General features: G+C 40.5%; 13 protein-coding genes. 4 read left to right on the forward strand and 9 right to left on the reverse strand.

Annotated features, from left to right (window positions below):
• Nucleotides 1–163: 163 nt before the first annotated feature.
• The 6 genes from M2273_RS03360 to M2273_RS03385 all read right to left on the reverse strand — a co-directional run bounded on the left by M2273_RS03360 (nt 164) and on the right by M2273_RS03385 (nt 12,401).
• Nucleotides 164–3,133 (reverse strand): beta-galactosidase, encoded by a 2,970-nt coding sequence (locus M2273_RS03360; RefSeq protein WP_429392984.1) that lies wholly within the window; start codon nt 3,131–3,133, stop codon nt 164–166.
• The gene (locus tag M2273_RS03365) at nt 3,133–5,337 is read right to left on the reverse strand and encodes an alpha-N-acetylglucosaminidase (RefSeq protein ID WP_429392986.1); all 2,205 of its coding nucleotides are present in this window, start codon (nt 5,335–5,337) and stop codon (nt 3,133–3,135) included. The genes M2273_RS03360 and M2273_RS03365 overlap by 1 nt, the downstream gene beginning before the upstream one ends.
• A gap of 258 nt (nt 5,338–5,595) precedes the next feature.
• Nucleotides 5,596–7,080, reverse strand: coding sequence for a RagB/SusD family nutrient uptake outer membrane protein (locus M2273_RS03370; RefSeq protein ID WP_429392989.1), 1,485 nt, complete (start codon nt 7,078–7,080; stop codon nt 5,596–5,598).
• Between the two features lie 4 nt (nt 7,081–7,084).
• Nucleotides 7,085–10,288: a TonB-dependent receptor gene (locus tag M2273_RS03375; RefSeq protein ID WP_429392991.1), complete on the reverse strand. Its 3,204-nt coding sequence runs from the start codon at nt 10,286–10,288 to the stop codon at nt 7,085–7,087.
• Between the two features lie 366 nt (nt 10,289–10,654).
• The gene (locus tag M2273_RS03380) at nt 10,655–11,737 is read right to left on the reverse strand and encodes a FecR family protein (protein ID WP_429392993.1); all 1,083 of its coding nucleotides are present in this window, start codon (nt 11,735–11,737) and stop codon (nt 10,655–10,657) included.
• Nucleotides 11,738–11,849: 112 nt separating this feature from the next.
• Nucleotides 11,850–12,401, reverse strand: coding sequence for an RNA polymerase sigma factor (locus M2273_RS03385; protein WP_429392996.1), 552 nt, complete (start codon nt 12,399–12,401; stop codon nt 11,850–11,852).
• Nucleotides 12,402–12,606: 205 nt separating this feature from the next.
• Between M2273_RS03385 and M2273_RS03390 the strand changes: the two genes are divergently transcribed.
• Together M2273_RS03390 and M2273_RS03395 are read left to right on the forward strand one after the other, a co-directional pair.
• Nucleotides 12,607–13,518 (forward strand): helix-turn-helix domain-containing protein, encoded by a 912-nt coding sequence (locus M2273_RS03390; protein WP_429392998.1) that lies wholly within the window; start codon nt 12,607–12,609, stop codon nt 13,516–13,518.
• Between the two features lie 111 nt (nt 13,519–13,629).
• On the forward strand, nt 13,630–14,394 hold the full coding sequence (locus M2273_RS03395; protein ID WP_429393000.1) for an SDR family NAD(P)-dependent oxidoreductase: 765 nt from the start codon (nt 13,630–13,632) through the stop codon (nt 14,392–14,394).
• A 51-nt stretch (nt 14,395–14,445) separates the two neighbouring features.
• On the opposite strand, the gene M2273_RS03400 is transcribed toward M2273_RS03395, so the two are convergent.
• The gene (locus M2273_RS03400; protein ID WP_429393002.1) at nt 14,446–17,193 is read right to left on the reverse strand and encodes a bifunctional YncE family protein/alkaline phosphatase family protein; all 2,748 of its coding nucleotides are present in this window, start codon (nt 17,191–17,193) and stop codon (nt 14,446–14,448) included.
• A 115-nt stretch (nt 17,194–17,308) separates the two neighbouring features.
• Between M2273_RS03400 and M2273_RS03405 the strand changes: the two genes are divergently transcribed.
• Complete coding sequence (locus M2273_RS03405) at nt 17,309–17,773, forward strand: DinB family protein (protein WP_429393005.1); 465 nt, start codon at nt 17,309–17,311, stop codon at nt 17,771–17,773.
• Nucleotides 17,774–17,791: 18 nt separating this feature from the next.
• On the opposite strand, the gene M2273_RS03410 is transcribed toward M2273_RS03405, so the two are convergent.
• Both M2273_RS03410 and M2273_RS03415 read right to left on the reverse strand, forming a co-directional pair.
• Nucleotides 17,792–18,472 carry an esterase family protein gene (locus M2273_RS03410; RefSeq protein WP_429393007.1) on the reverse strand — a complete coding sequence of 227 codons (681 nt, stop codon included), beginning with the start codon at nt 18,470–18,472 and terminating at the stop codon, nt 17,792–17,794.
• An 83-nt stretch (nt 18,473–18,555) separates the two neighbouring features.
• Nucleotides 18,556–19,167 (reverse strand): GDSL-type esterase/lipase family protein, encoded by a 612-nt coding sequence (locus M2273_RS03415; protein ID WP_429393009.1) that lies wholly within the window; start codon nt 19,165–19,167, stop codon nt 18,556–18,558.
• A 159-nt stretch (nt 19,168–19,326) separates the two neighbouring features.
• Between M2273_RS03415 and M2273_RS03420 the strand changes: the two genes are divergently transcribed.
• Nucleotides 19,327–20,439: a metallophosphoesterase family protein gene (locus tag M2273_RS03420; protein ID WP_429393011.1), complete on the forward strand. Its 1,113-nt coding sequence runs from the start codon at nt 19,327–19,329 to the stop codon at nt 20,437–20,439.
• The last annotated feature ends 35 nt before the right edge of the window (nt 20,440–20,474 follow it).

A 20,474-nucleotide genomic window follows, 5' to 3' on the forward strand; every position in this document is an offset into this window, starting at 1 on the left:
AAGCATTACTAATCGTATAAGATTTCTCACTATCGTTCGAAATGACAACCGTTTTATAATTCATTTCCTGCAGTCATCCAGTTTGTCGAAGGAGATCGTGCGTAAAGGCCTACCTACCATGATTCGACAAGCCCAGCATGACAGCTTTATTTTAAACCCAATCCTAATGAAATTGCTTCGTGCCTCGCAATGACCTAATATTATAGTTAACCTTACTTGCTTCTTTCTCCAACCGGATGCTTACCCCATCGGGTCGTTTACCATTTTCGTCATAGATCACCAGTTGATTTATGCCGGTTTTTAACCAGCACTCCGGTATATACATGCCAATGTTGCCAATTTTTTCGGGGTACCTACCAAGGTTATGACCGTTTACCCATACCGAGCCATAACTCAACCCATCAGTATGTACACGCCATACCAGGTGTTTCCCTTTTGACGCCGGCACCGTGAATTGCGACCGGAAAAATTGCGGACCGGAGAATGTTATTTTGGGTGAAATTTTATTCCAACCCGAGGTTGCATAGGAATCACCCGGACCGCCGAACATTTTCCATCCGGATAATACCATGCCACCGCCAATACTGTTAATTTTTACCGGCTGATCTATCCCGCCTTCATTCGAATGGTTTTCGATAAACAAAGTAAGGGTGATTGGCTTTTTGAGGATCTCCGCATCATTAACCTCAACCGCGAATGGCGAGTTCCAGCCTTTGTGCTGTGCTACCTGTTTACCATTAATAAATACGGTAGCATCTTCATCAACGCTTCTGAAATTGATCATCAGCTTTGAAGGATTGCCTTCGGATACAGGAATAATGGTTTGAAACCAGCCGTAACCCTCCTGCTTATTAAATACATCATCGCCGATCTTGTATTTTTTCCATTGAACAGTGTCAAATGCCGGGATAGCATTTTTTACATCCGTTGCCCTTTCAGCCTTTATAAAATACCAGTTTGTGGTAGTAGAGATAAAAGGTCCACCCTTTTTTAATTGCACCTGGCCTGATAAACCCTTTTTATCCACGTCGGTAATTGCGCCCATATACGCAGCCAGTTTATCACGACCATCATGCGCGGTAAATACTGCCAGCGTATGTTTGCCTTTTTCTATATCGAACGTTACCTCTCCATCACGGATTTTCCAACGTACAGCCTGCTTGCCATCAATAAAAGCTGTAGCCCTGTCACCACCGTCAACCTGCATGGTGTATTTACCTGAGGATGGAACATCTAATTTGGTACGATACCAGGCATTGGCAGTAATATTATCATCAGCTCCCATTTGCATAGGATTAGCTGAACTGAACCAATCTTTATCATCGTAACCAGGTAAAGCATAAACAGCAGCATTTTTGTTTTGCCATGCAGATAAATTAATAGTTGAGCTTGAATTTATATCATTCTGATAAACAGTAGATAATACAAATAAGCTCTTATCTGAATACAACCTGATCTGACCGTCTTTTTTAGCCATCAAAGGATATTCGGCATTTGCCAGCAGCTGTTTGTTTTGCACTTTAACTTCTCCAAGGTATGATGCTCCACTGATAATAGCATTTGATCCGGGTATTTCCGTGATCCAGGTTTTGTCCATACCCTGTGCATCAGATACCAAAATTCGGACACGCTGGCCGGAAACTTCAAATGTATATTCTGCAGGGTTATCGGTTTGATGTTGGGGAGCTATAAGGCTGATGTTGCCATTTGTTATTCTAAACCCCGGTGCTCCTTTAACTATCGTTGGCTTCCCGCTTACTTTAAAATAAAGTGATGCAGGATTGCTCTTTGTGGTTTCAACCAAAATGGTGGTAGTATTCCCTTGTTTTACCAATCCGTAAATACGTGTAAGTGCCCAATTAAGGGTAATTGCTTTGCTAATGGTAAAATTATGTACCAGCGGATATATCTCGCCGGGAGCTATTGTTATGTTTGATGCTGGTATCGCGGCATCTACCCTAATAGTAGCTTTAACCGTATTTATGCCCGGATTATCCAGAAAGACAAGATCACCCACATTGCTGGATCGTGAGGTTACTTTTATCCCCTTATCAGCAGTTATGTTTTTATACGATGCAGTTGCATCAGTACTGTTTTCTAATATATCCTGAAAGCTGCGTGCAAATATAGCAGCCCGTTTAAAGGCATAATAAATAGGGCGCAAATCACCTGCCTGACCGATAGCCGCTCCGTAATCGTACGAGGCTGCGTCTTCATCATTATTGGTATAAGCAAAGTTCGATCCGCCATGCGCCATGTAGTAATTGTACCCACCGCCGCCATGTGCTATTATTTTCCAGGTGCGCCTGTCATACACAGCCGAATCAGTCGGCTTAGCTCCGTACTGAGAATACCATACGCTCCAAAACTCGGTTGAAAACCAGGGGTTGGGCCGTGTACTATCATCCAGCATATCATCGCCCGCCGGGTCGCTGGCATGGTGAAGGCCGCTGAAAAAGTATGGCACCTGCATGCCCATACCCAAGGCCTTACTTTGTAAACGTCTAAAGTAATTATCGGGTATTATAGTTCCCCAGCCGTTGTTATGTTCGTTTTCCAGCTGAACCATGATCACCGCTCCGCCTTTGTTGATCTGTTGGTTGCATACAATAGGTAGAAGCTTGTCAAAAAACCGGTCGACGTATTTTTCAAATTCCTCGTTGTCTTCCCTTACCCTTAAGCCTGGTTTAAATTTTAACCATATTGGATAACCGCCCATATCCCACTCGGCACAATAGTAGGGTCCGACACGAACAATGGCGTACATACCTAAGTCTTTAACCATAGTTAAAAACGCGTTCAGGTCGTGGTCGTCTGTGAAGTTGAACTTGCCTTCCTGCGGTTCATGGAAATTCCACAGGGTGTATATCTCCACACAGTTAAAACCCGCGCGTTTTAAACGCAGCAAACGGTCATGCCATAACTGATGTGGTACCCTCGCATATTCCATACCAGCAGAGGCCAGGAAAGTGCGCTTACCATTTATTAAAAAGCCTTTATTGTCAAAATCAATAAACGGCTTAGCTGATGCCTGAGCTGGGAATATATGGTCATTAATTGCCTGGCTGTAAACTGTGTTACTGCAAACAGCTAAAGCGATAATTAAAAGAATAATATAATTACGCCTGTTCATTACTGCTGATTATAGGCTTGCTGAATTACATTGTTATACTTTTCAAATAACTGTTTTGAAAGGTCAACCGCGTTCCCGCTGGTAGTATTGGGATAGGCATTATCATGTTTGTTTACCCATTGCCATTCCCAATCCTTTACCTGCTTATCAAAAGCTTTACCATCAAATTCAGTACCTGCCGACAAGGATTTATCTAACTGGCTAAAAAATAACACCCAACGCTGTTTGTAATAGCCTTTGATAAGTCCGGCCCATTGGCGATTGGAATATTCGCTTAAGCCACTTTCTTTATCGCCCCAAAGCGTAACCAGATCGCGGGCATTAAGTTCATACAGGTTCTTTTCCTTTTTGGTTATACCGTTAGCCCTTGCTTCATTGATCCATTTACCCAGCAGAAAATCCTTACGTGTGCTTAGTAAAGCATCCATATCATCCATCAGTTGTAAAAACTGTGTACTGTATAGCTTAAAGTGTTCCTTATCCTTGCTTTTGTAAGCATTTGCCATTTTTTGCTGCAACGGACTTGCATAGTTTGCCAGTACCTGGCGGGTTATATCAACCAAATCATACTGAAAGCCATCGCTTTGTTTCAGACTATCAGAGGCATTTATAAACATGCCCCACGCTTTAACCAATTGTGCCGGATCATAATCCAGTTTGGTAAGTACCCTATCGATGGTCTTTTTCAACGTTGGCCTTGCAACAATAATTGATTCTTGCCCACCCTCTGTCAAACCGCCGGAGTAAACGGTATTCAGCAGAATATGCCATGCTTCATTAATCTGACTGTTGCTTTGTCCATAACGCCTTTGAGCGTAGTTCACGAGCCATTTATCTACATCAATTGGCGTATCGTTCCATACATTCTCCAACATCAATGCAAACAAAGCCGGGTTTTGTTCGATACCCTCAGGAGTGATGCCTATGCCTCGCATATTTTTTGATTCGGGATCATGCAGGGCTATGGCTGGATCGGCAGCTACGTGACGCATACGGCCAAACAGGCTTATGTTGCCACCAAAATTTTGCAACATGCTCCAGATCCAGGGTTTACCATAATAGGCTTCGGTGCGGTTCCATACGGGATGGGCATCGCTGTACAGATCTAAAACGATCATTTGCTCGTTGGGCACTGCATTTAACAGGGCCTTGATCTGCTGCGGCTGCCAGAATTTGTTGTTATAATGAAACATCCAGCCCTGCATTACCCATATAGCTTTCGGATCGGCAGCAGCCATGGAGTTGAACACCTTTTTACTCATACCATCCAGATAGGTAGAGTCGTTTGTTGGTGGTACATTTTCGTTAAAGGTATCGGCAGAATACAGGTGGTCTGTACCAAACTCTTTGGTTTGTGCCTCTATATATTTTTTACCGATGGTTTCAAACATCGGATCGTCAGGGTCAAGGATATATACATCGGGGAAACCGGCATCCCAGTTGGTCTTTTTTACTTTTGCACCAGGAAATTTATCTTTAAATGATGGCGGCACGTGACCTGTAAATGAGGACAATACAGGTTTCATACCGAATGAGCGTTCACGCTCCAGGATCTTTTTTTGTAACTCTTTGTGTGAGTCCATCCAATGCTGCGGCAGTGGGCCACCCCAGGCATCAATGTTACCCATCCAAAACCAGGCAAAATAAGCCGGACCGCTAAAAAACTCATCGAGTTGTTTATCAGTAAAACCCATGCTTTTATAAACATTTTGCCAAACAGCTTCTTCTCCTGTTATTGCTAATGGCAGATTAATACCGTTTAAAGCCATCCAGTCAATTTCTTTTTGCCAGCGCTCCCAATCCCACCAGGCCATGGAGTAGTTATAGGTGCAATAGTTTAAATAATAGCGGTATTGATAAGGTGTGGTTTTATGTACCAAGCTTTTGATCATCGGCAAAGTTGCCGGTAAGTTAAGGTTGGTGCCGTTCCAGCCGATATCGCAAAAGCAATAGTTTTTAAGGTAATAATTTAATGCCGATGCTATTGACAGGCCATTATTACCCCGCAAAACTATTTTACCATCCCTGCTATCCAGTTCAAAAACATCTTTCCCATTTTGTGGTTGGATAGCCTCAACAATAAACAAACCACTTTTACCCGGAATAATGCGCTCAATAAAAGCAATTGAAGCCTTCTGATCAACCTGGGCACTGGCTTTGATGGCAAATGCAATAACAATAAATACAAGTAAAATCTTTCTCATCTATCAGTAGTAATGTGTCTGTTATTGAATATAAAATAGTATTGTCATTTCGAACGAGGAACGAGGAGAAATCTTATGAGATATGCAAAGTGAACATTACAAATTGTATAAGATTTCTCACTATCGTTCGAAATGACAATTTTTTAGTCTTTTGAAAGATCCCAGTAAACGCTGAGTACAAAACGCCGGCAACCAGAACAAATCATTCCTCGAAAAGAAATTTTTATCCTGATTGCCGGCAATTTATTTCACCATCCTTTAAAAGTTAGGGTTTTGTTTTAAAACACCTTTACTCTTGTCAATTTCAACCTGTGGAATTGGGTAATAATAATGTTTTGGGCGAACGAAAACAACGTTTTTATTCTTGTCTATCGGCGCTTTGGATACAGGTGAGTTATAGATGGCTGCGATATCAACAATCTTATCTTTATCCCAACGCATCAGATCCTGGTGACGCTCACCTTCACCTGCAAGTTCCATACGACGCTCGTGAATCAGCTCCTTCATGCCCGCGCCCGCAACAGGTTTCAATAAAGGTGAAGCCCTATGCCTGATCTGGTTAATTAAAGCATCGCCTGCACCAGCACCTTTAGTGCGGATCAGCGCTTCGGCAACCAGAAGGTAAATATCGGCTGAGCGCATTAAAGGCACCGCGAAGGTATGATCAACACCACCATCCTGATCACCATTTGGTGGATTAAATACAGCATATTTACGGAAGGCAAACCCGGTTGCCGAAAGATCGGCTGTAAATACACTGGTACGGGTGGTGGCCAAACCAATATCAATGGTGTCGCCAACAGCTAATAAAGTAGCTTTTTTCCTGGAATCATTAGCTTCAAACTCATTAGCAAGCCCCTGCAAAGGTTGGCTAAAACCATAACCACCCCACGGCCTCGGGATATAATACACGGTAAAATCGTTCATTATTACATTTTGTATTGCCTGTATAGACAATAATATTTCCTTGCTGCTTTCATTGGCACGGGTAAAGTTATCCTGATAATTGGCAGCCAGCGCATAATTAGCATTGGATATTACCTGGTTTCCTGTAGCAATTGCTTCAGGAAATTTCTCCCAATACATATACAACTTGGTTAAAAACCCAAGGGCAGTACCTTTGCTTACACGGCCACGATCTGCCGGGCCATAGCTTTCAGGAAGCATGCTTACAGCCTGTTTCAAGTCTGATTCTATTTGCTTACGTACTTCCTCAATAGGCGATTTAGGCACGTTGAAATTTTGTTTGGAATAATCATCCTCGGTAATGATAGGCACATCGCCATAAATTACCATTAGGCGCCAGTAGCCAAAAGCTCTGAAAAAATAAGCTTCACCCATGCTGCGTGTTTTAATAGCTGCATCAATCTGTGTAATTTTTGGAATATTAAGAATACAATTTGTCGACCGATTCACTGTTTCATATTTCCATCTCCAGCTGTAATTAACCTGCGCGTTTGATGCGTCATAGGTTAAGTTCTCAATAGCTTCATCTTCACTATGGTCGCCAGAACGCCAGTAATCATCAGATGCCACGTCAAAAGTTGTTTCGGCGTGAGCAATGTAATCCTCACCTTCCAGCAAGCTGTATATACCAGTTATGGCATTTACGGCATCGGCCTGGTTCCTGAAATAATTATCTGTATTGTAAACGCCCTTTTGTTGCAGATCAAGCGCTTTTTTACAACCAGTGGCCGATAATAATGCCAGGGCTGCTATATATAATATTTTTTTCGATTTCATGGCGTTATAGTTTTGCTGTTATACCAAAAGTTATTGTGCGTACAGAAGGATACTGAGCCACATCTACACCTCTTTGTCTGTTACCATCTGTGTAACCCAACTCAGGTGTATAGCCTTTGTAGTTGGTTATGAAAAACATATTTTGACCTGAAGCATATATCCTTACACTGCTTAACGCTGCTTTTTGTGTCCAAAGTGACGGCAAGGTATAACCAATGGTTACATTCCGAAGGCTGAAATAGTTACCGCTTTCAACAAACAGATCAGAAGTACGGTAGTTGTCATTCGCGCGGTCAAGCGTCATCCTTGGAATGGTGTTACTGGTACCCGGCCCTGTCCAGCGACCTAAGGTCTCGGCGTACAAATTAAACGGATAGGTTGGGTCAATACCCTGCATCCTGTCGGCATTGTACAAGCTTACACCAAATACACCGGTAAAGTTTGCCGAAAGATCAAAACCTTTATAGGATACGCTACCCTGTAAACCTGCTGTAACATTGGGGTTAGGATTGCCCAGGTTAGTGCGGTCATTACCATCAATTAAACCATTGCCGTCCAAATCAAGGAAACGTACGTCGCCAGGTTTGATATTGCCTTTGCGCGGATCGTTTTTCAAAGCGGGATCATTGTCAACATCGGCCTGGGTTTGGTATAAGCCATTGGTTTTCCACCCGTAGAACGATGCGATTGGCTGACCCTGGTATGTTCTGGATATCTCCTGGCTCGAACGACCATAAACTACAGAACCTATGAAAGTGCCAGGTCCGTTAAGCTGCGTAACCCTGTTTTTAATAAACGATGCGTTTGCTCCAACCGAAAATTTCACCTTATCGCCACCCTGGTAGTTTACTTCAGCTTCAATACCTTTATTATTCATGGTGCCAATATTCTGATCGGGAATAGTAACCAACCCCGTTGTACCCACTACGGGTGGGGGTATAAGCATATCTTTAGTGTTTTTATTAAAATAGGTTATGGTTGTATTTAACTGATTATTTAAAAAACCAGCCTCTAAACTTACATTGGCCATTGATGCCCGTTCCCAGGTAATATCAGGATTGGCTATTCTTGTAATAGCCGAACCACTTACACCATTGCCGCCAAAAGCATAGCCACCATTGCCGTAGGTGTTATTTATCTGTATGATATTTACGTATTGAAAAGGATCAACATTCTGGTTACCCAGTTCGCCCCAGCCACCTGTCAGTTTCAGGTTGCTGATCCAAGTGATGTTTTTGATAAATTGCTCGTTTGATAACCGCCAACCTAATGAAAAAGCTGGGAAATAACCCCATTTTTTTCCAGTGGCAAATTTTGAGGAACCATCTGCACGGAAAGTTACAGTAGCCAGGAACCGACCGTCATAATCATAAAAAGCACGTCCGAAACCAGATTCAAGTGCGTACAGATCAGGTATAACATTGGAATTGAACTGCTGTGTTCCGTTATTAAGAAAACGCTGATCTACATCGGTATCATCATAACCTGATCTTGATGCGTTAAAACCATATTCTTTAAAGTTTTGATAGGAGAAACCACCGGTTAATGTCAAATGATGTTTGCCAAAGGTTTTATCATATGTCAAAAATGACTCAAGCAATTGTGATGATAATTCACCTTCGGTTTGAGTTAAGGTAGATGTTGGATTTTGACGCGCCTGGTTTACATCGGCTATACCAAAATTATAACCGCGATTAATGGTACCATCAAAAGCATAATTAACCCTAAGTTTTAGTTCCTTTAAAAACGAGATCTCGGCAAAAGCGTTAATTAATGCACGGTATTTTTTGGTGTAACGATCAGTTTCCTGTATTGTAGCATAAGGGCTATTGATATCGCCAAGCTGATTTGCAAACGCTTTTGAGGTACCAAACGTACCATCAGGGTTTACCAAAGGTATAGCCGGGTTAAAGCGTAATGCCGAGAAAACAAGCCCGGTTTGTGAACTTTGGGTATCAAAGCCGTTATTATCAGCATAAGTTAACTGCACATTTTCGCCCAGTTTAAACCAGGGCTTTACTTTGTGCTCAGAGTTGATCCTGAGGCTGTAGCGCTTAAAGTCGCTTTTATCAATGATGCCTTTTTCATTATAAATGGAAGTAGAAAAATAATAATTAGATACATCATTACCTCCCTGTATGTTAACATCGCCATTAGTTACATGGCCTGTTCCCATTATGGCACGCTGCCAGTCGGTTCTTTGCGTAGCGTAATAACTATCATTCCATGGTTCACCAATATCAGCTCCATCATTGGCATAACGCTCTCTTTTAAGATCATATAATTGAGGCGCCGTAAGTAATTTTATATATTTTGTTGAGTTTGAAAAACCATTGTAAAAGTTAACCGTAGTACCCAGCTTTTGGTTATAGGTACCTTTTTTGGTTGTTACCAAAACCACGCCATTTGCTGCTCTTGTACCATAAATAGCACTTGCAGAAGCATCTTTCAAAATATCAACCGAAGCAATATCATTAGGGTTAATATCACTTAAAGCATCGGGGTTACTTGTGGGTACACCATCAATAACCACAAGCGGATTGGCATCATTAAGGGTACCTGTTCCTCTGATGCGGATACTTGGGGCAGTGCCTGGTGAGCCATCGTTACGTACAATGTTTACACCGCTCGCACGTCCGGTTAAGGCTTGTGCCGCGCTACTTACAGGCTGATTTTGCAAATCGGCCCCTTTAACGCTTGCTACCGATCCGGTAAGGTCAACTTTTTTACTGGTACCGTAACCTACCACTACCACCTCATTTAATGCAGATGGCAGGGCCTCCATAGTAATGGTTAAAGTTTGGTTACCGCTTATGGGGACTATTTTTTTGGCATACCCGATGTAGGTTAACTCCAGTACGCCATTGTCAGGGGCGTTTATGCTGAAATTACCATTGATATCCGATGTAACACCAACATTTGTGCCTTGCAGTTTTATGCTTACACCAATTAAAGGCTCGCCTGTTTTATCAACAACTTTTCCTTTAATAATAACCTGCTTATCGGCATCGTCCTGGTTTGAGATAATAACCACATTATCATCAGCCATTTTATAGGATAGCTTATTGTCAATAATGGAATTCAATATCTGATCAATCGTTGCATCTTTTACGTTCAGGTCAACTTTACCCAATTTTTTAATGGATGCATAGTTGTAAAAGAACCGATAATCACTTTGTTTTTGAATTTTGGTCAATATACTGCTCACTTCGGTTTGCTTAATGCTGAGTGTAAATTTCTGCTGAGAATACACTGTTGCCGAAACTTGCATGCATGTAACCAGAATTAGAAAAAAAACTGCTTTCATTAGCAAAATAAATTTTAGACATACGGGGGTTCCCTGAAGCGGAAATGCCCTTCTTGTTTTTTTCATTACATTTGTTTTGAAAATTAATGGATAGAGTAAGCACTGTGTTACAACACCTTACTCTTGTTAATAAATCCTATTTGTTTTTACAGGGAGGAGTGCCAGCTCTTCCCTTGTTTATTTCGAATTTTCAGGAATCTGATAAGTATTGTTTCAATGTCATACGCAGTTAGTTTAAGGGGTTAATTAAATTAGTTTTATGTTGTTTTATTTTTGTGCCAGGTAAACAACCTTTCCATCCATTCTGAATTTGAATGGGGTTGTCATTTCAATAATTTGCATAGCATTTTTCAGTGATTCCTTATCAAGCAAACCACTTATTTGTTCGGTTTTAAGTGCAGAATCTTCAAATACTATCTGTACGTTGTATTTGCGTTCTATTTGCTTTGCCACATCTTCAAACATTTCGTTGGTAAACAATATCCTGTTATCAAGCCATGCTGTTTCTTTGATCTCTGTAGGCTTAACCATTGGTAATGTGGTTACCTGGTATTCAATTTTGCCAACATTAATATTACCAGCCTTTGTAACTTGCTTTTGAGGCGGGTTATTTGTCACCATTAACTTTTCGTTAGGTAATAATATAATTGTTTTTTCGGGGTTGTTTTTTAGGTCAACCTGTACTTTACCTTTTAGCAGGGTTGTTTCAGTTGTCTTATCGTTATTATAAGCTTTAACATTAAATACCGTTCCAAGTACTTTTATGGTTAGTTTACTGGTATGAACCAGGAATGGCTTTTTAGCATTGTGGGTTACTTCAAAAAAGCCCTCACCATTAAGGTTTACATCCCGGGTGCTTTTTGAAAATGTTTCGGGATAAGTAAATGTACTGCCGGCGTTTAGCATCACTTTTGTACCATCAGGCATTACCAGCTTTTTGGTAGTTCCGTATGGTACATGAACTTCATGCACTACCAAATTCGCACTTTGGTCACTATACCCCGATTTAACGCTATAAAATACCCCTCCGGCTATGCCAAGTATAAGGATAGCTGCTGCAGCCCATCGCCAGTTAAACAAGGGTTTTATCCTGTTTGTTTCATTAAGAGCTATTGAGCCTTCATTTGAACTTTTTATTTTATCCCAAAGCTCTTCAAGCTTTTTACGGAGGTCTTTTGGTTTAACTACATCGGGTTGCCCTGCATCACCTTTTAAAGCATCGGTAACCTGGTGCATTCTTTTATATTCAGGAAATTTTTCAAGAAAAACTTCAAGCTCGGTTAACTCATTTGCTGTGGCTGTTTTACCCATACTTTTAGCCATTAACTCAATAAACCTGGATTTGCCCATAATAATTTTAGATTCTGAAGTAAGGACACAGTACCGGGTGGTTTTTCCTAAAGAAAATAAAACTTTTTTTTGAGGGTTTTAATTGAGTGGGTTTTCAGGAGGTAATTTACACTTATTTGCCGCCAAGCGCATCATCCAATTTTTTAAGGGCGATGGACAATTGGGCAAAAACGGTTTTATTTGAAAGCCCCAGTATGGCTGCAACTTCATTGCAGGACAGGTCGTCCTCTTTTACCATTTTAAATATGAGTTTGCAACGGGCAGGTAATCCGTTAACTGCTTTTAAAACTTTAGTTTGTAATTCCTTACTGATCAGCAATTGTGAGGGATCAACAGATAATTGAAAATAATACGTTTCTGTAAGTTTCAGTTCTTTTATTTTTTTTGATGAAATACTTCGTAAATGATTCAGGCAGGCATTTTTTATTAGCACATATAAATAAACCTGTAGGTTTTTAATATTGTCAAGACTTCCACGTCCTATCCATATCTTTAAAAAAACATCATTTACAATCTCCTGGGCTGCTTCTCTCTCGCCCAGGAACGAATAGGCAAATTTGTACAACTTGGCCGCGTGCAATTCATACAGCTCATTAAATGCAGCCTCATCCCCGTTAACCTGAATACGACGAATACGCTCCTGTGTACTCACAATGGCCGGCATTTTTTTTTAACAACAGTTTAAATTAATTGAAAATGTTTTTGATAAGCAAAAGTGTAAAATTATTACTACATAACACATAAATAGTACAGTATTCTGCGTCAATGCTTCAAAAAGGCTCAAAACCTTTAATTAAGCCGTGGAATATTATATTTTTTACCTGTTTATGAAGTTGCTTATATTTGTATAACATTTGAATTTTGCAAACATGGCACCTGATATTACCACGCTCGAGGAATTTTATAAGCAAACCTCCTTATTGCTTCCTGAAGGCATTAACAAGGACATAGGGCATTTTAATGTGTTTAAGATAGATGAGATGATGGCCCAAACACGGAAGAAGGGGATCATGCCTTATAACCGGCGGGCTTATTATAAAATTAGCATGATAAGCGGCCATAACCGGGCCGAATATGCAGATAAGGTGATCGATATTGAAAAAAACGCGTTATTATTTGCAACGCCTAAGATCCCCTACCACTATGTGCCCCAGGATGAAGACCAGTCTGGCTATTTCTGCATTTTCACCAGCGATTTTTTGATCCAGCATAAAAGCGGCGTTGTACTTGACGATCTGCCTATTTTTCAGCCCCGGGGATACCCTATTTTCCAGCTTACAGACGAGGCAGCCGAAGATATCACCTTTATTTTCAAAAAGATGTACAAGGAGCTATCGTCAGATTATGCATATAAATATGACCTGCTGCGTAACTACGTTCTTGAACTGATTCACTACGGTCAAAAGCTGCAACCGGCAACCGCTCTGTATCCATTACATACTGCCTCGGCACGTGTTTCTTCTTTATTTATTGAACTATTGGAACGGCAGTTCCCTATTGAATCTGTTCATCAAAAACTCAGCCTGCGTACCGCTAAAGATTACGCCGACCGCCTGGCTGTTCATGTAAACCATTTGAATAAAGTATTAAAAGAGAATATCGGGCAAACCACCACTGATATTATTACCAGCAGGATTATACAGGAGGCGAAGATCTTGCTAAAACAAACCGACTGGAATATTTCGGAGATCAGTTATTGTCTTGGTTTTGAGCAGGTAGCCCATTTTTCTAACTTTTTCAGAAAACAAACCTCATTTTCGCCAATTACCTTCAGGATGTAATGCTTCTATTTGAATTTTGCAAATATCAGATTGATACTTGCAAACAACCCGCCTGTTTAGCGTCCTATCTTTGTGTCATCAAATTAAATAATTATCTAAAACAAAAATAACATGACACAAACAAAAAAAATAGCTCTGATTACAGGTGGTAGCCGTGGTTTAGGCAAAAACATGGCTTTAAGCATTGCAAAAAAAGGATTTGATGTAATACTAACCTACAACAGCCAAAAAGATGAAGCACTTGCTGTAGTGGCACAAATTGAACAACTGGGTCAAAAAGCTGTTGCTTTACAACTAAATACAGGCGACGTTAAAAGCTTTGACGCTTTTTTTGGCCAGCTAACCACAACATTGAAAGATACTTTTAATACAGATCATTTTGACTTTTTGGTGAACAATGCAGGAATTGGCTTGCACTCATCATTTGCGGAAACAAGTGAAGAAGACTTTGATCTGGTGTTTAACATTCATTTTAAGGGTGTTTATTTTTTAACTCAAAAAGCTTTAGCGCTTATTAATGATGGTGGCCGTATCATTAATATATCATCTGGGTTGGCCCGCTTCAGTATACCCGGTTCATCAGCTTATGGGGCAATGAAAAGTGCCGTTGAAACCTTAACCAGATACCAGGCAAAAGAACTTGGTTCTCGTAGGATCACAGCAAATGTGGTGGCCCCAGGTGCTATTGAAACTGATTTTAGCGGTGGGATGGTTCGTGATAACGAACAGATTAATAAGCAAATTGCTAGCCTTACCGCTTTAGGTCGTGTAGGATTACCTGACGATATTGGTGGTGTGGTAGCATTTTTATGTACAGAAGAAGCCAGATGGGTCAATGCACAACGTATTGAAGTATCTGGTGGCATGAACCTATAATATTGTAAAAACAGGCAGGATAGTCTTAATTTCTACCTGCCTGTTTTACAATTAATCATCATCGTCGTCTGTATCTTTACCTGCAAGTTTAGCCGGATAAGCTTTTTTACCTTTGGCTGCAAACCATAATATCCGGTTCATAACATCATCATTACCCCCATCAATATGGTCATACTCGGGTCTTGAAGACAACTTTGCATAATGAAGGCTTGCTCCTTTAAGTGATGATAACGGTGGACTAACCTTATTTAAAGGAATACGGTTTTTCAAGCTTTGATAGGTATAATCAGATGGTTTGCTGGTAAAACAATCAAACATAGGTAATGCTGTTGCATCAATGATGTTCATTGGCGGCAACCCTAATATCTGCTCAATTGAACGGACTATACAAGTTTGATTATAATTTTTACTCACTTTGCTTTGCAGCCTGCTATAAGGGCTTATTACAAAACCGGTAGTACGATATGCAGAAACATGATCCCAGCCTGCCTGCGAATCATCCTCGGTAACAAAGATCACGGTATTTTTCCAGAAACGACTTTTGGATACCGCTTCAACAATACGACCAAGCGCCAGGTCATTATCGGCTACCATAGCATCGGGGGTTGGGAAACCTGGCCTGGTTCCTACGGTATGATCGGCAGAAAGGGCCATGATCATCAATTGGGGTAACTGATCACCAGGCTTTTTCTCATACTCATTTAATTCTTTTATAAAAGCGGTTGCGCGTAATTGCTCATTGATCTTGTGCTCATCAGAACCAGGATAGTTTTGTGATAGCATTGGCCTTACACGCGATATGGTGCTGGTATTATTAAATACAAAAGGTTTACCTGCGTTATAGTTATTGTAAATATCTGTCCAGCTAAGTTTGTTATCAAAGTGAACGGCACAAGCCTCGCCATATATCCTTACTGTTTTGCCATGGTCGGCAGCGTTGTTCCATATAAAACCGTTGCCATCATAAACCAGCGCATCCTCCTGAACATGCGGATAACTGCGGAACCATGATCTTACACTCTTTTCAACATAATCGGTTACCATAGCGGCATCTGTCCATTGGTGGCCCTCGGCCGAACATTTTCCGGATGCATAATAATTATCAAGCAGTAAAAAATTACGGGCGAGGTTATGCTGGTTAGGTGTAACGCTATCCCCATAAATACACAATGATTTAGCGCCGTTACCTTCGGGCATATCGCCCAAAACCTGGTCATAAGTACGGTTCTCTTTTATGATATAAAGTACGTGGTTAAATACCGATGGTTCGCCAATACGCTCAGGCATAGGACGCGCCGGTACATTTTTACGGGGTAATAACTGAGCAATTTGCTGCCTGAAACTCAGGTTAAGATCCTGCACCTTTTGGGTGTACTGTTTTAATAATGCATCGTCAGGAATTGAAATAATAGACACTGTTGCTTTTTGATGATGCGAGTTATAAGCTTTAGGGCTCCCTTCAGCTACCTCTCCTCCCAATCCGGCTTTACCAATTTCCTTGCTGTTTATGCGTGAACCTTCGCCCTCAAGGTTGGTTACAAACAGGGTATTACCATCAACAGCAAGCCCACCCGGATAAGCTTCGGTTGGTATGAAACCTTTTACGGCATTATTGCCAGTGCCTTTGGTGGCAGTTTTTGAGCCGAGCTTAACCACCGCTACTGCATTATCAAGCCCGTTGGCAACATATAAGATTGTTCCATCTGTGTTAATGGCCAGGGCATTGGGGGTATCACCTATATAACTTTTTTTGCCCGGATTTAATTTTACATCAATGGCATCAATATTTTGGAGTGAGCCTGTTGATATAACCGATACCATATCACTGTTGCCGTTGGCAACATAAACAAAAGCTTCGTCGGCACTACTAATGATAGCATTGGGATGCAGGCCTACCGGTATTTCCTTTATTACCTCCCCCCTTTCCAAACTCATTACCATGACCGTGCCCCTGGCCGTGGCACCGGTTTTAGGATCGATATATGCTTTGCCGTATGGTACACCCGCTGTTTCCCTGTTCACCGTATCAACAGCTTGCGGACCGGCCCAATTTGTTATGAAAGCTTTATTTTTGGCTATTACAATGCCATAAGGTGCAACACCAGTAGATTTTGTCCAAACTACTTTATTGGTTGAAAGATCAATTTTAACTAACTGATTATTACCGTTTAAAACCACATAAAGAAAATTGATTCCGCTTTCATTATTTATAGCCAGGTCATTAGGTAATGCCAGCGGCGATTCCCCTTCGGCCTTAAAAGCAAACGTATTTTTAATGCTGATCTTTTCGCCATCCCAAATTGCCTGGAAAACATATGATTTTGAATCCTTGCCTTTACCAACTGCCGCGCTCCAGAATATTTGGGTTTGATCACCAGCCTTTAAAACTTTTAAACCAGAATAAGTACTTGTCAGGCCCCTGTACCGGGAATCCTGTTTATAAGTCCAGCGGGTGATCACTTTACTTTGTACCGTATCAATTAAAGTAATGCCATACCTATCCTCAACAGCTATGAGTTTGCTGCCAGGTATCAATCTTACATCCATGCTATGGTTCTCATCGCCAGCATCACCAAAAGATATAACCCTCCCTGCAGGGTCAATTATACGGTTGTACGGCATTAAAACAGGCAAAATAGTTCGGTTAAGCGTACTATCATCATAAGCACTGTGCATGTTGGCCTGTTCATTTTCATCAGGCTGCTTACTGCTGTTCACGGTATGGCAGGCTGTAAGTGATATAAATAGTACCACTATAAAAGTTATAAAAGTGCTTATTGCCAGGCTTTTTTTGATCATACGTTCTATCTTCTAAACAGTAAAATTATAGTAACAATATATATTGAAAGTTAAGAGGTACTAAATTATCATAATTGTTACTTAGTATTGCTATTAACAACCATAATAACCGCATATGAAAATTAGTGATTCAATAGCCTGCAGGTTAAAATTGCAGCATGAAACAATCAGTGAGATCATTTTTGATCTTGATGAACAACAATTATTTAAAAAACTTCAGCCCGATAAATGGAACATACATGATAACATAGCGCATTTAACAAGATATCAACTTGTATTTATGGAGAGGATCAATAAAATTCTATCAACAGAGAACCCTTCATTTGGCCGCTACAAAGCGGAAGATGATCCGGAATTTGAAGGCTGGAGAACCAGGCCTACAAAAGATTTGATTGAACAGATCAAATTAAACCGTCAGGATATACTCCAATTAATTGAAGGTATTTCAGAAACAGAGTTGAATAAAACAGGCACCCACCCGGTTTACGGAAATTTGAATATCCTGAAATGGACCGAATTTTTTTTACTGCATGAAGCCCACCATCTTTTAACTATTTTTCAAATGGCTAATTATAAATGAGCTCTATTTTGCTGAAACCTATAAATAATTAATTACCATTTGGCGCCATGCCCGGGCCTGATGTGCTTCTTTATCCCAGATATATAATGAGCTGTTTATCCCCTTTTCCGATAACATCCTACATAACGTACGGTTATTTTCCAGCAATACATCCTCTTGCCCAATAGCTATAACAATGTGCATTTGTTTTATATTAAACAACCGGTCTTCATCCATTAAATTAGGAATATATTGCAGGGGCATGTTAAAATAAACATTCTCATCCCAGTAACCTTCTAACAGATCTTCATAATGCCCAATTTTACTTGCAAGGTCATATCTGCCACTCATACCAATCACCTTATTAAATACATCAGGGTGCCGCAGTGAGATATTTACAGCATGATAGGCCCCAAGGCTGCAACCGGCGGCAATTTTAAATGAACCGGGATTTTTCTTATGCATAAAAGGCATAACTTCCTGCAGAATGTACTGTTCATATTGAATATGGCGCATTACTTTTGCCGATGGATGGAATCCTGAACTATAAAAACTTTCGCAATCGCAGCTGTCAACACAATAAACCTGAATATAGCCCTTTTCAATCTTATCACGCATGGACTCTATTACCCTCCAGTTTTCGTAATCATAAAACCTTCCCATCCTGGTTGGGAAAAATAAAACAGAGGCTCCGCCATAACCAAAAATAAGCATCTCCATATTTTTTTGAAGAGAAGGGCTATACCACTGAATATATTCTCTATTCATATTGTGCATTGCAAGATGAGGCTATCGTATGACCTTTATATTAATTCTGCATGAAAATTTTCTAAAAGCCTGGCATATACCACTTGTTTCCACAATGCATATCCTTTAGCACTTAAGTGAAGCCCGTCCTGCAGAAAATACTCTTTTTCAGGAGATCCATCCTTATTTAACATCTTGTTATATATATTGATGAATTTCCAGTTATTATCCTGCTTTATGATCTCGTTTTCAATTATGTTATTGGCATACTTTAGTGAGTTGATCAAGTCCCAACGGGCAATGCTGGGTTTAATAGAAATAAAATAACAAGGAATATCACCAAACCGGTTGGAAATTTGGCTGGCTAACTGCTCAAAAAAAATAAATATTTCTTCAGGATGCCTTCCATCTCCCAGATCATTATCTCCTGCATAAATCACGATGGATTTAGCATCATAGGGAGCAACAATACGGTTAAAAAACCAGGAACATGCCGCAAGTGTAGCCCCTCCAAAACCCAGGTTAACTGGTTTAAAGGGCCTGAAATCATCAAATAGTTTATCCCATAGCCTTATAGACGAACTTCCATAGAACAATGTTGATGGCTCATAGGTTAATTGCAACCTTTCCTTTTCGAGTCCTTTAACCTCTTCTTCGTACCAAAACATACAATACTTATAATATAATGCTAAAAGTAGAAAATTATGGGGTAAAATAGAGAACCATTGCATGTTTCCTATTACATCAATTGAATTTTCAGGGTAATTATGATGTCAACTTTCATTTATTTAATCAAGGCTTAATACCCGTTTGGTATTTTTGACAACATGACAACATTTAACACTTTGCAGGCAAAACCGGTGTTTAAACTGGATCAGCCTGATGATATCTATAAATTTCAACCTTTACCTTCCCCTACTGGTTTGTACCCTTATCATCTATCTATAAATAAAATACTGCCCGGAGTTGATGACCAGAAAATAGTTTTCCACATGGTTGGCGATACCGGCAGTGTACGCCACCCTGAAAACATTCAGTTAGTTGCCGCGGAGATGTCTAAACAATATGAAATGGCAGCAATAACTGATAAGCCCCAGTTCCTGTACCATTTAGGCGATATTGTTTACAATCATGGTGAATCAGCCTGTTATAACCAACAGTTTTTTTCACCGTATAAAAATTATCCGGGGCCTATTTTTGCAATCGCGGGCAATCATGATAGCGATGTAAACCCGGCCAACCCGGTTCCTTATCATAGCCTGGAAGCTTTTACTAAAGTATTTTGCGACACGGTTTCAAACCCGGTTAATTTGGGTGGAGATACTGATAGAATGAGCATGATTCAGCCTAATATATACTGGACATTAAAAACGCCGCTCATCAATATTATCGGTTTACACAGCAACGTACCTAAATTTGGTGTTATTACAGCAGAACAGCGGAAATGGTTTATAGAAGAGCTTAAAGCCAATGACCAGGAACGCCCGGAGAAAGCTTTATTGCTTTGTTTACATCATGCCCCCTATTCTGCCGATATTAACCACGGTTCGAGCCTCCCTATGATTGAATTACTGGAAGGGGTATTTGAAGAAACGGGCATGAAACCCGACATGGTTTTGAGCGGCCACGTACATAACTACCAGCGATTCAATAAGGTATATTCAGATAATAAAGTGTTGACCTATATTGTTGCAGGAGCAGGCGGCTTTGATGAGTTGCATGCCGTAGCGCAGCCCGATGATGAACGGTTTACCAATGAAGACCCGTTATTTGATCATATTCAGCTGGTAAACTATTGTGATTCCAAACATGGTTTTTTAAAGATAGCTGTAGAAAAAACCACTGAAGGATTAACCATAACCGGTCAATATTACGCGTTAACCGCTCAGGACGATCAAGCCACCTTAACCGACCAGTTTAGCCTTAATATTACTAACTGATATACTTGCGAAAGTATACAATATTACAAGGGACC

The organism is Mucilaginibacter lappiensis (assembly GCF_050433765.1).
GTDB lineage: Bacteria > Bacteroidota > Bacteroidia > Sphingobacteriales > Sphingobacteriaceae > Mucilaginibacter > Mucilaginibacter lappiensis_A.

What these genes read in the sequence shown, in the direction of transcription:
- M2273_RS03390 (WP_429392998.1), top strand. Translation starts at nt 12,607, where the DNA reads ATGGCACCTGATATTACCACGCTCGAGGAATTTTATAAGCAAACCTCC.
- M2273_RS03370 (WP_429392989.1), bottom strand. Translation starts at nt 7,080, where the DNA reads ATGAAATCGAAAAAAATATTATATATAGCAGCCCTGGCATTATTATCG.
- M2273_RS03405 (WP_429393005.1), top strand. Translation starts at nt 17,309, where the DNA reads ATGAAAATTAGTGATTCAATAGCCTGCAGGTTAAAATTGCAGCATGAA.
- M2273_RS03400 (WP_429393002.1), bottom strand. Translation starts at nt 17,193, where the DNA reads ATGATCAAAAAAAGCCTGGCAATAAGCACTTTTATAACTTTTATAGTG.
- M2273_RS03395 (WP_429393000.1), top strand. Translation starts at nt 13,630, where the DNA reads ATGACACAAACAAAAAAAATAGCTCTGATTACAGGTGGTAGCCGTGGT.
- M2273_RS03415 (WP_429393009.1), bottom strand. Translation starts at nt 19,167, where the DNA reads ATGTTTTGGTACGAAGAAGAGGTTAAAGGACTCGAAAAGGAAAGGTTG.
- M2273_RS03410 (WP_429393007.1), bottom strand. Translation starts at nt 18,472, where the DNA reads ATGGAGATGCTTATTTTTGGTTATGGCGGAGCCTCTGTTTTATTTTTC.
- M2273_RS03360 (WP_429392984.1), bottom strand. Translation starts at nt 3,133, where the DNA reads ATGAACAGGCGTAATTATATTATTCTTTTAATTATCGCTTTAGCTGTT.
- M2273_RS03365 (WP_429392986.1), bottom strand. Translation starts at nt 5,337, where the DNA reads ATGAGAAAGATTTTACTTGTATTTATTGTTATTGCATTTGCCATCAAA.
- M2273_RS03420 (WP_429393011.1), top strand. Translation starts at nt 19,327, where the DNA reads ATGACAACATTTAACACTTTGCAGGCAAAACCGGTGTTTAAACTGGAT.
- M2273_RS03385 (WP_429392996.1), bottom strand. Translation starts at nt 12,401, where the DNA reads ATGCCGGCCATTGTGAGTACACAGGAGCGTATTCGTCGTATTCAGGTT.
- M2273_RS03380 (WP_429392993.1), bottom strand. Translation starts at nt 11,737, where the DNA reads ATGGGCAAATCCAGGTTTATTGAGTTAATGGCTAAAAGTATGGGTAAA.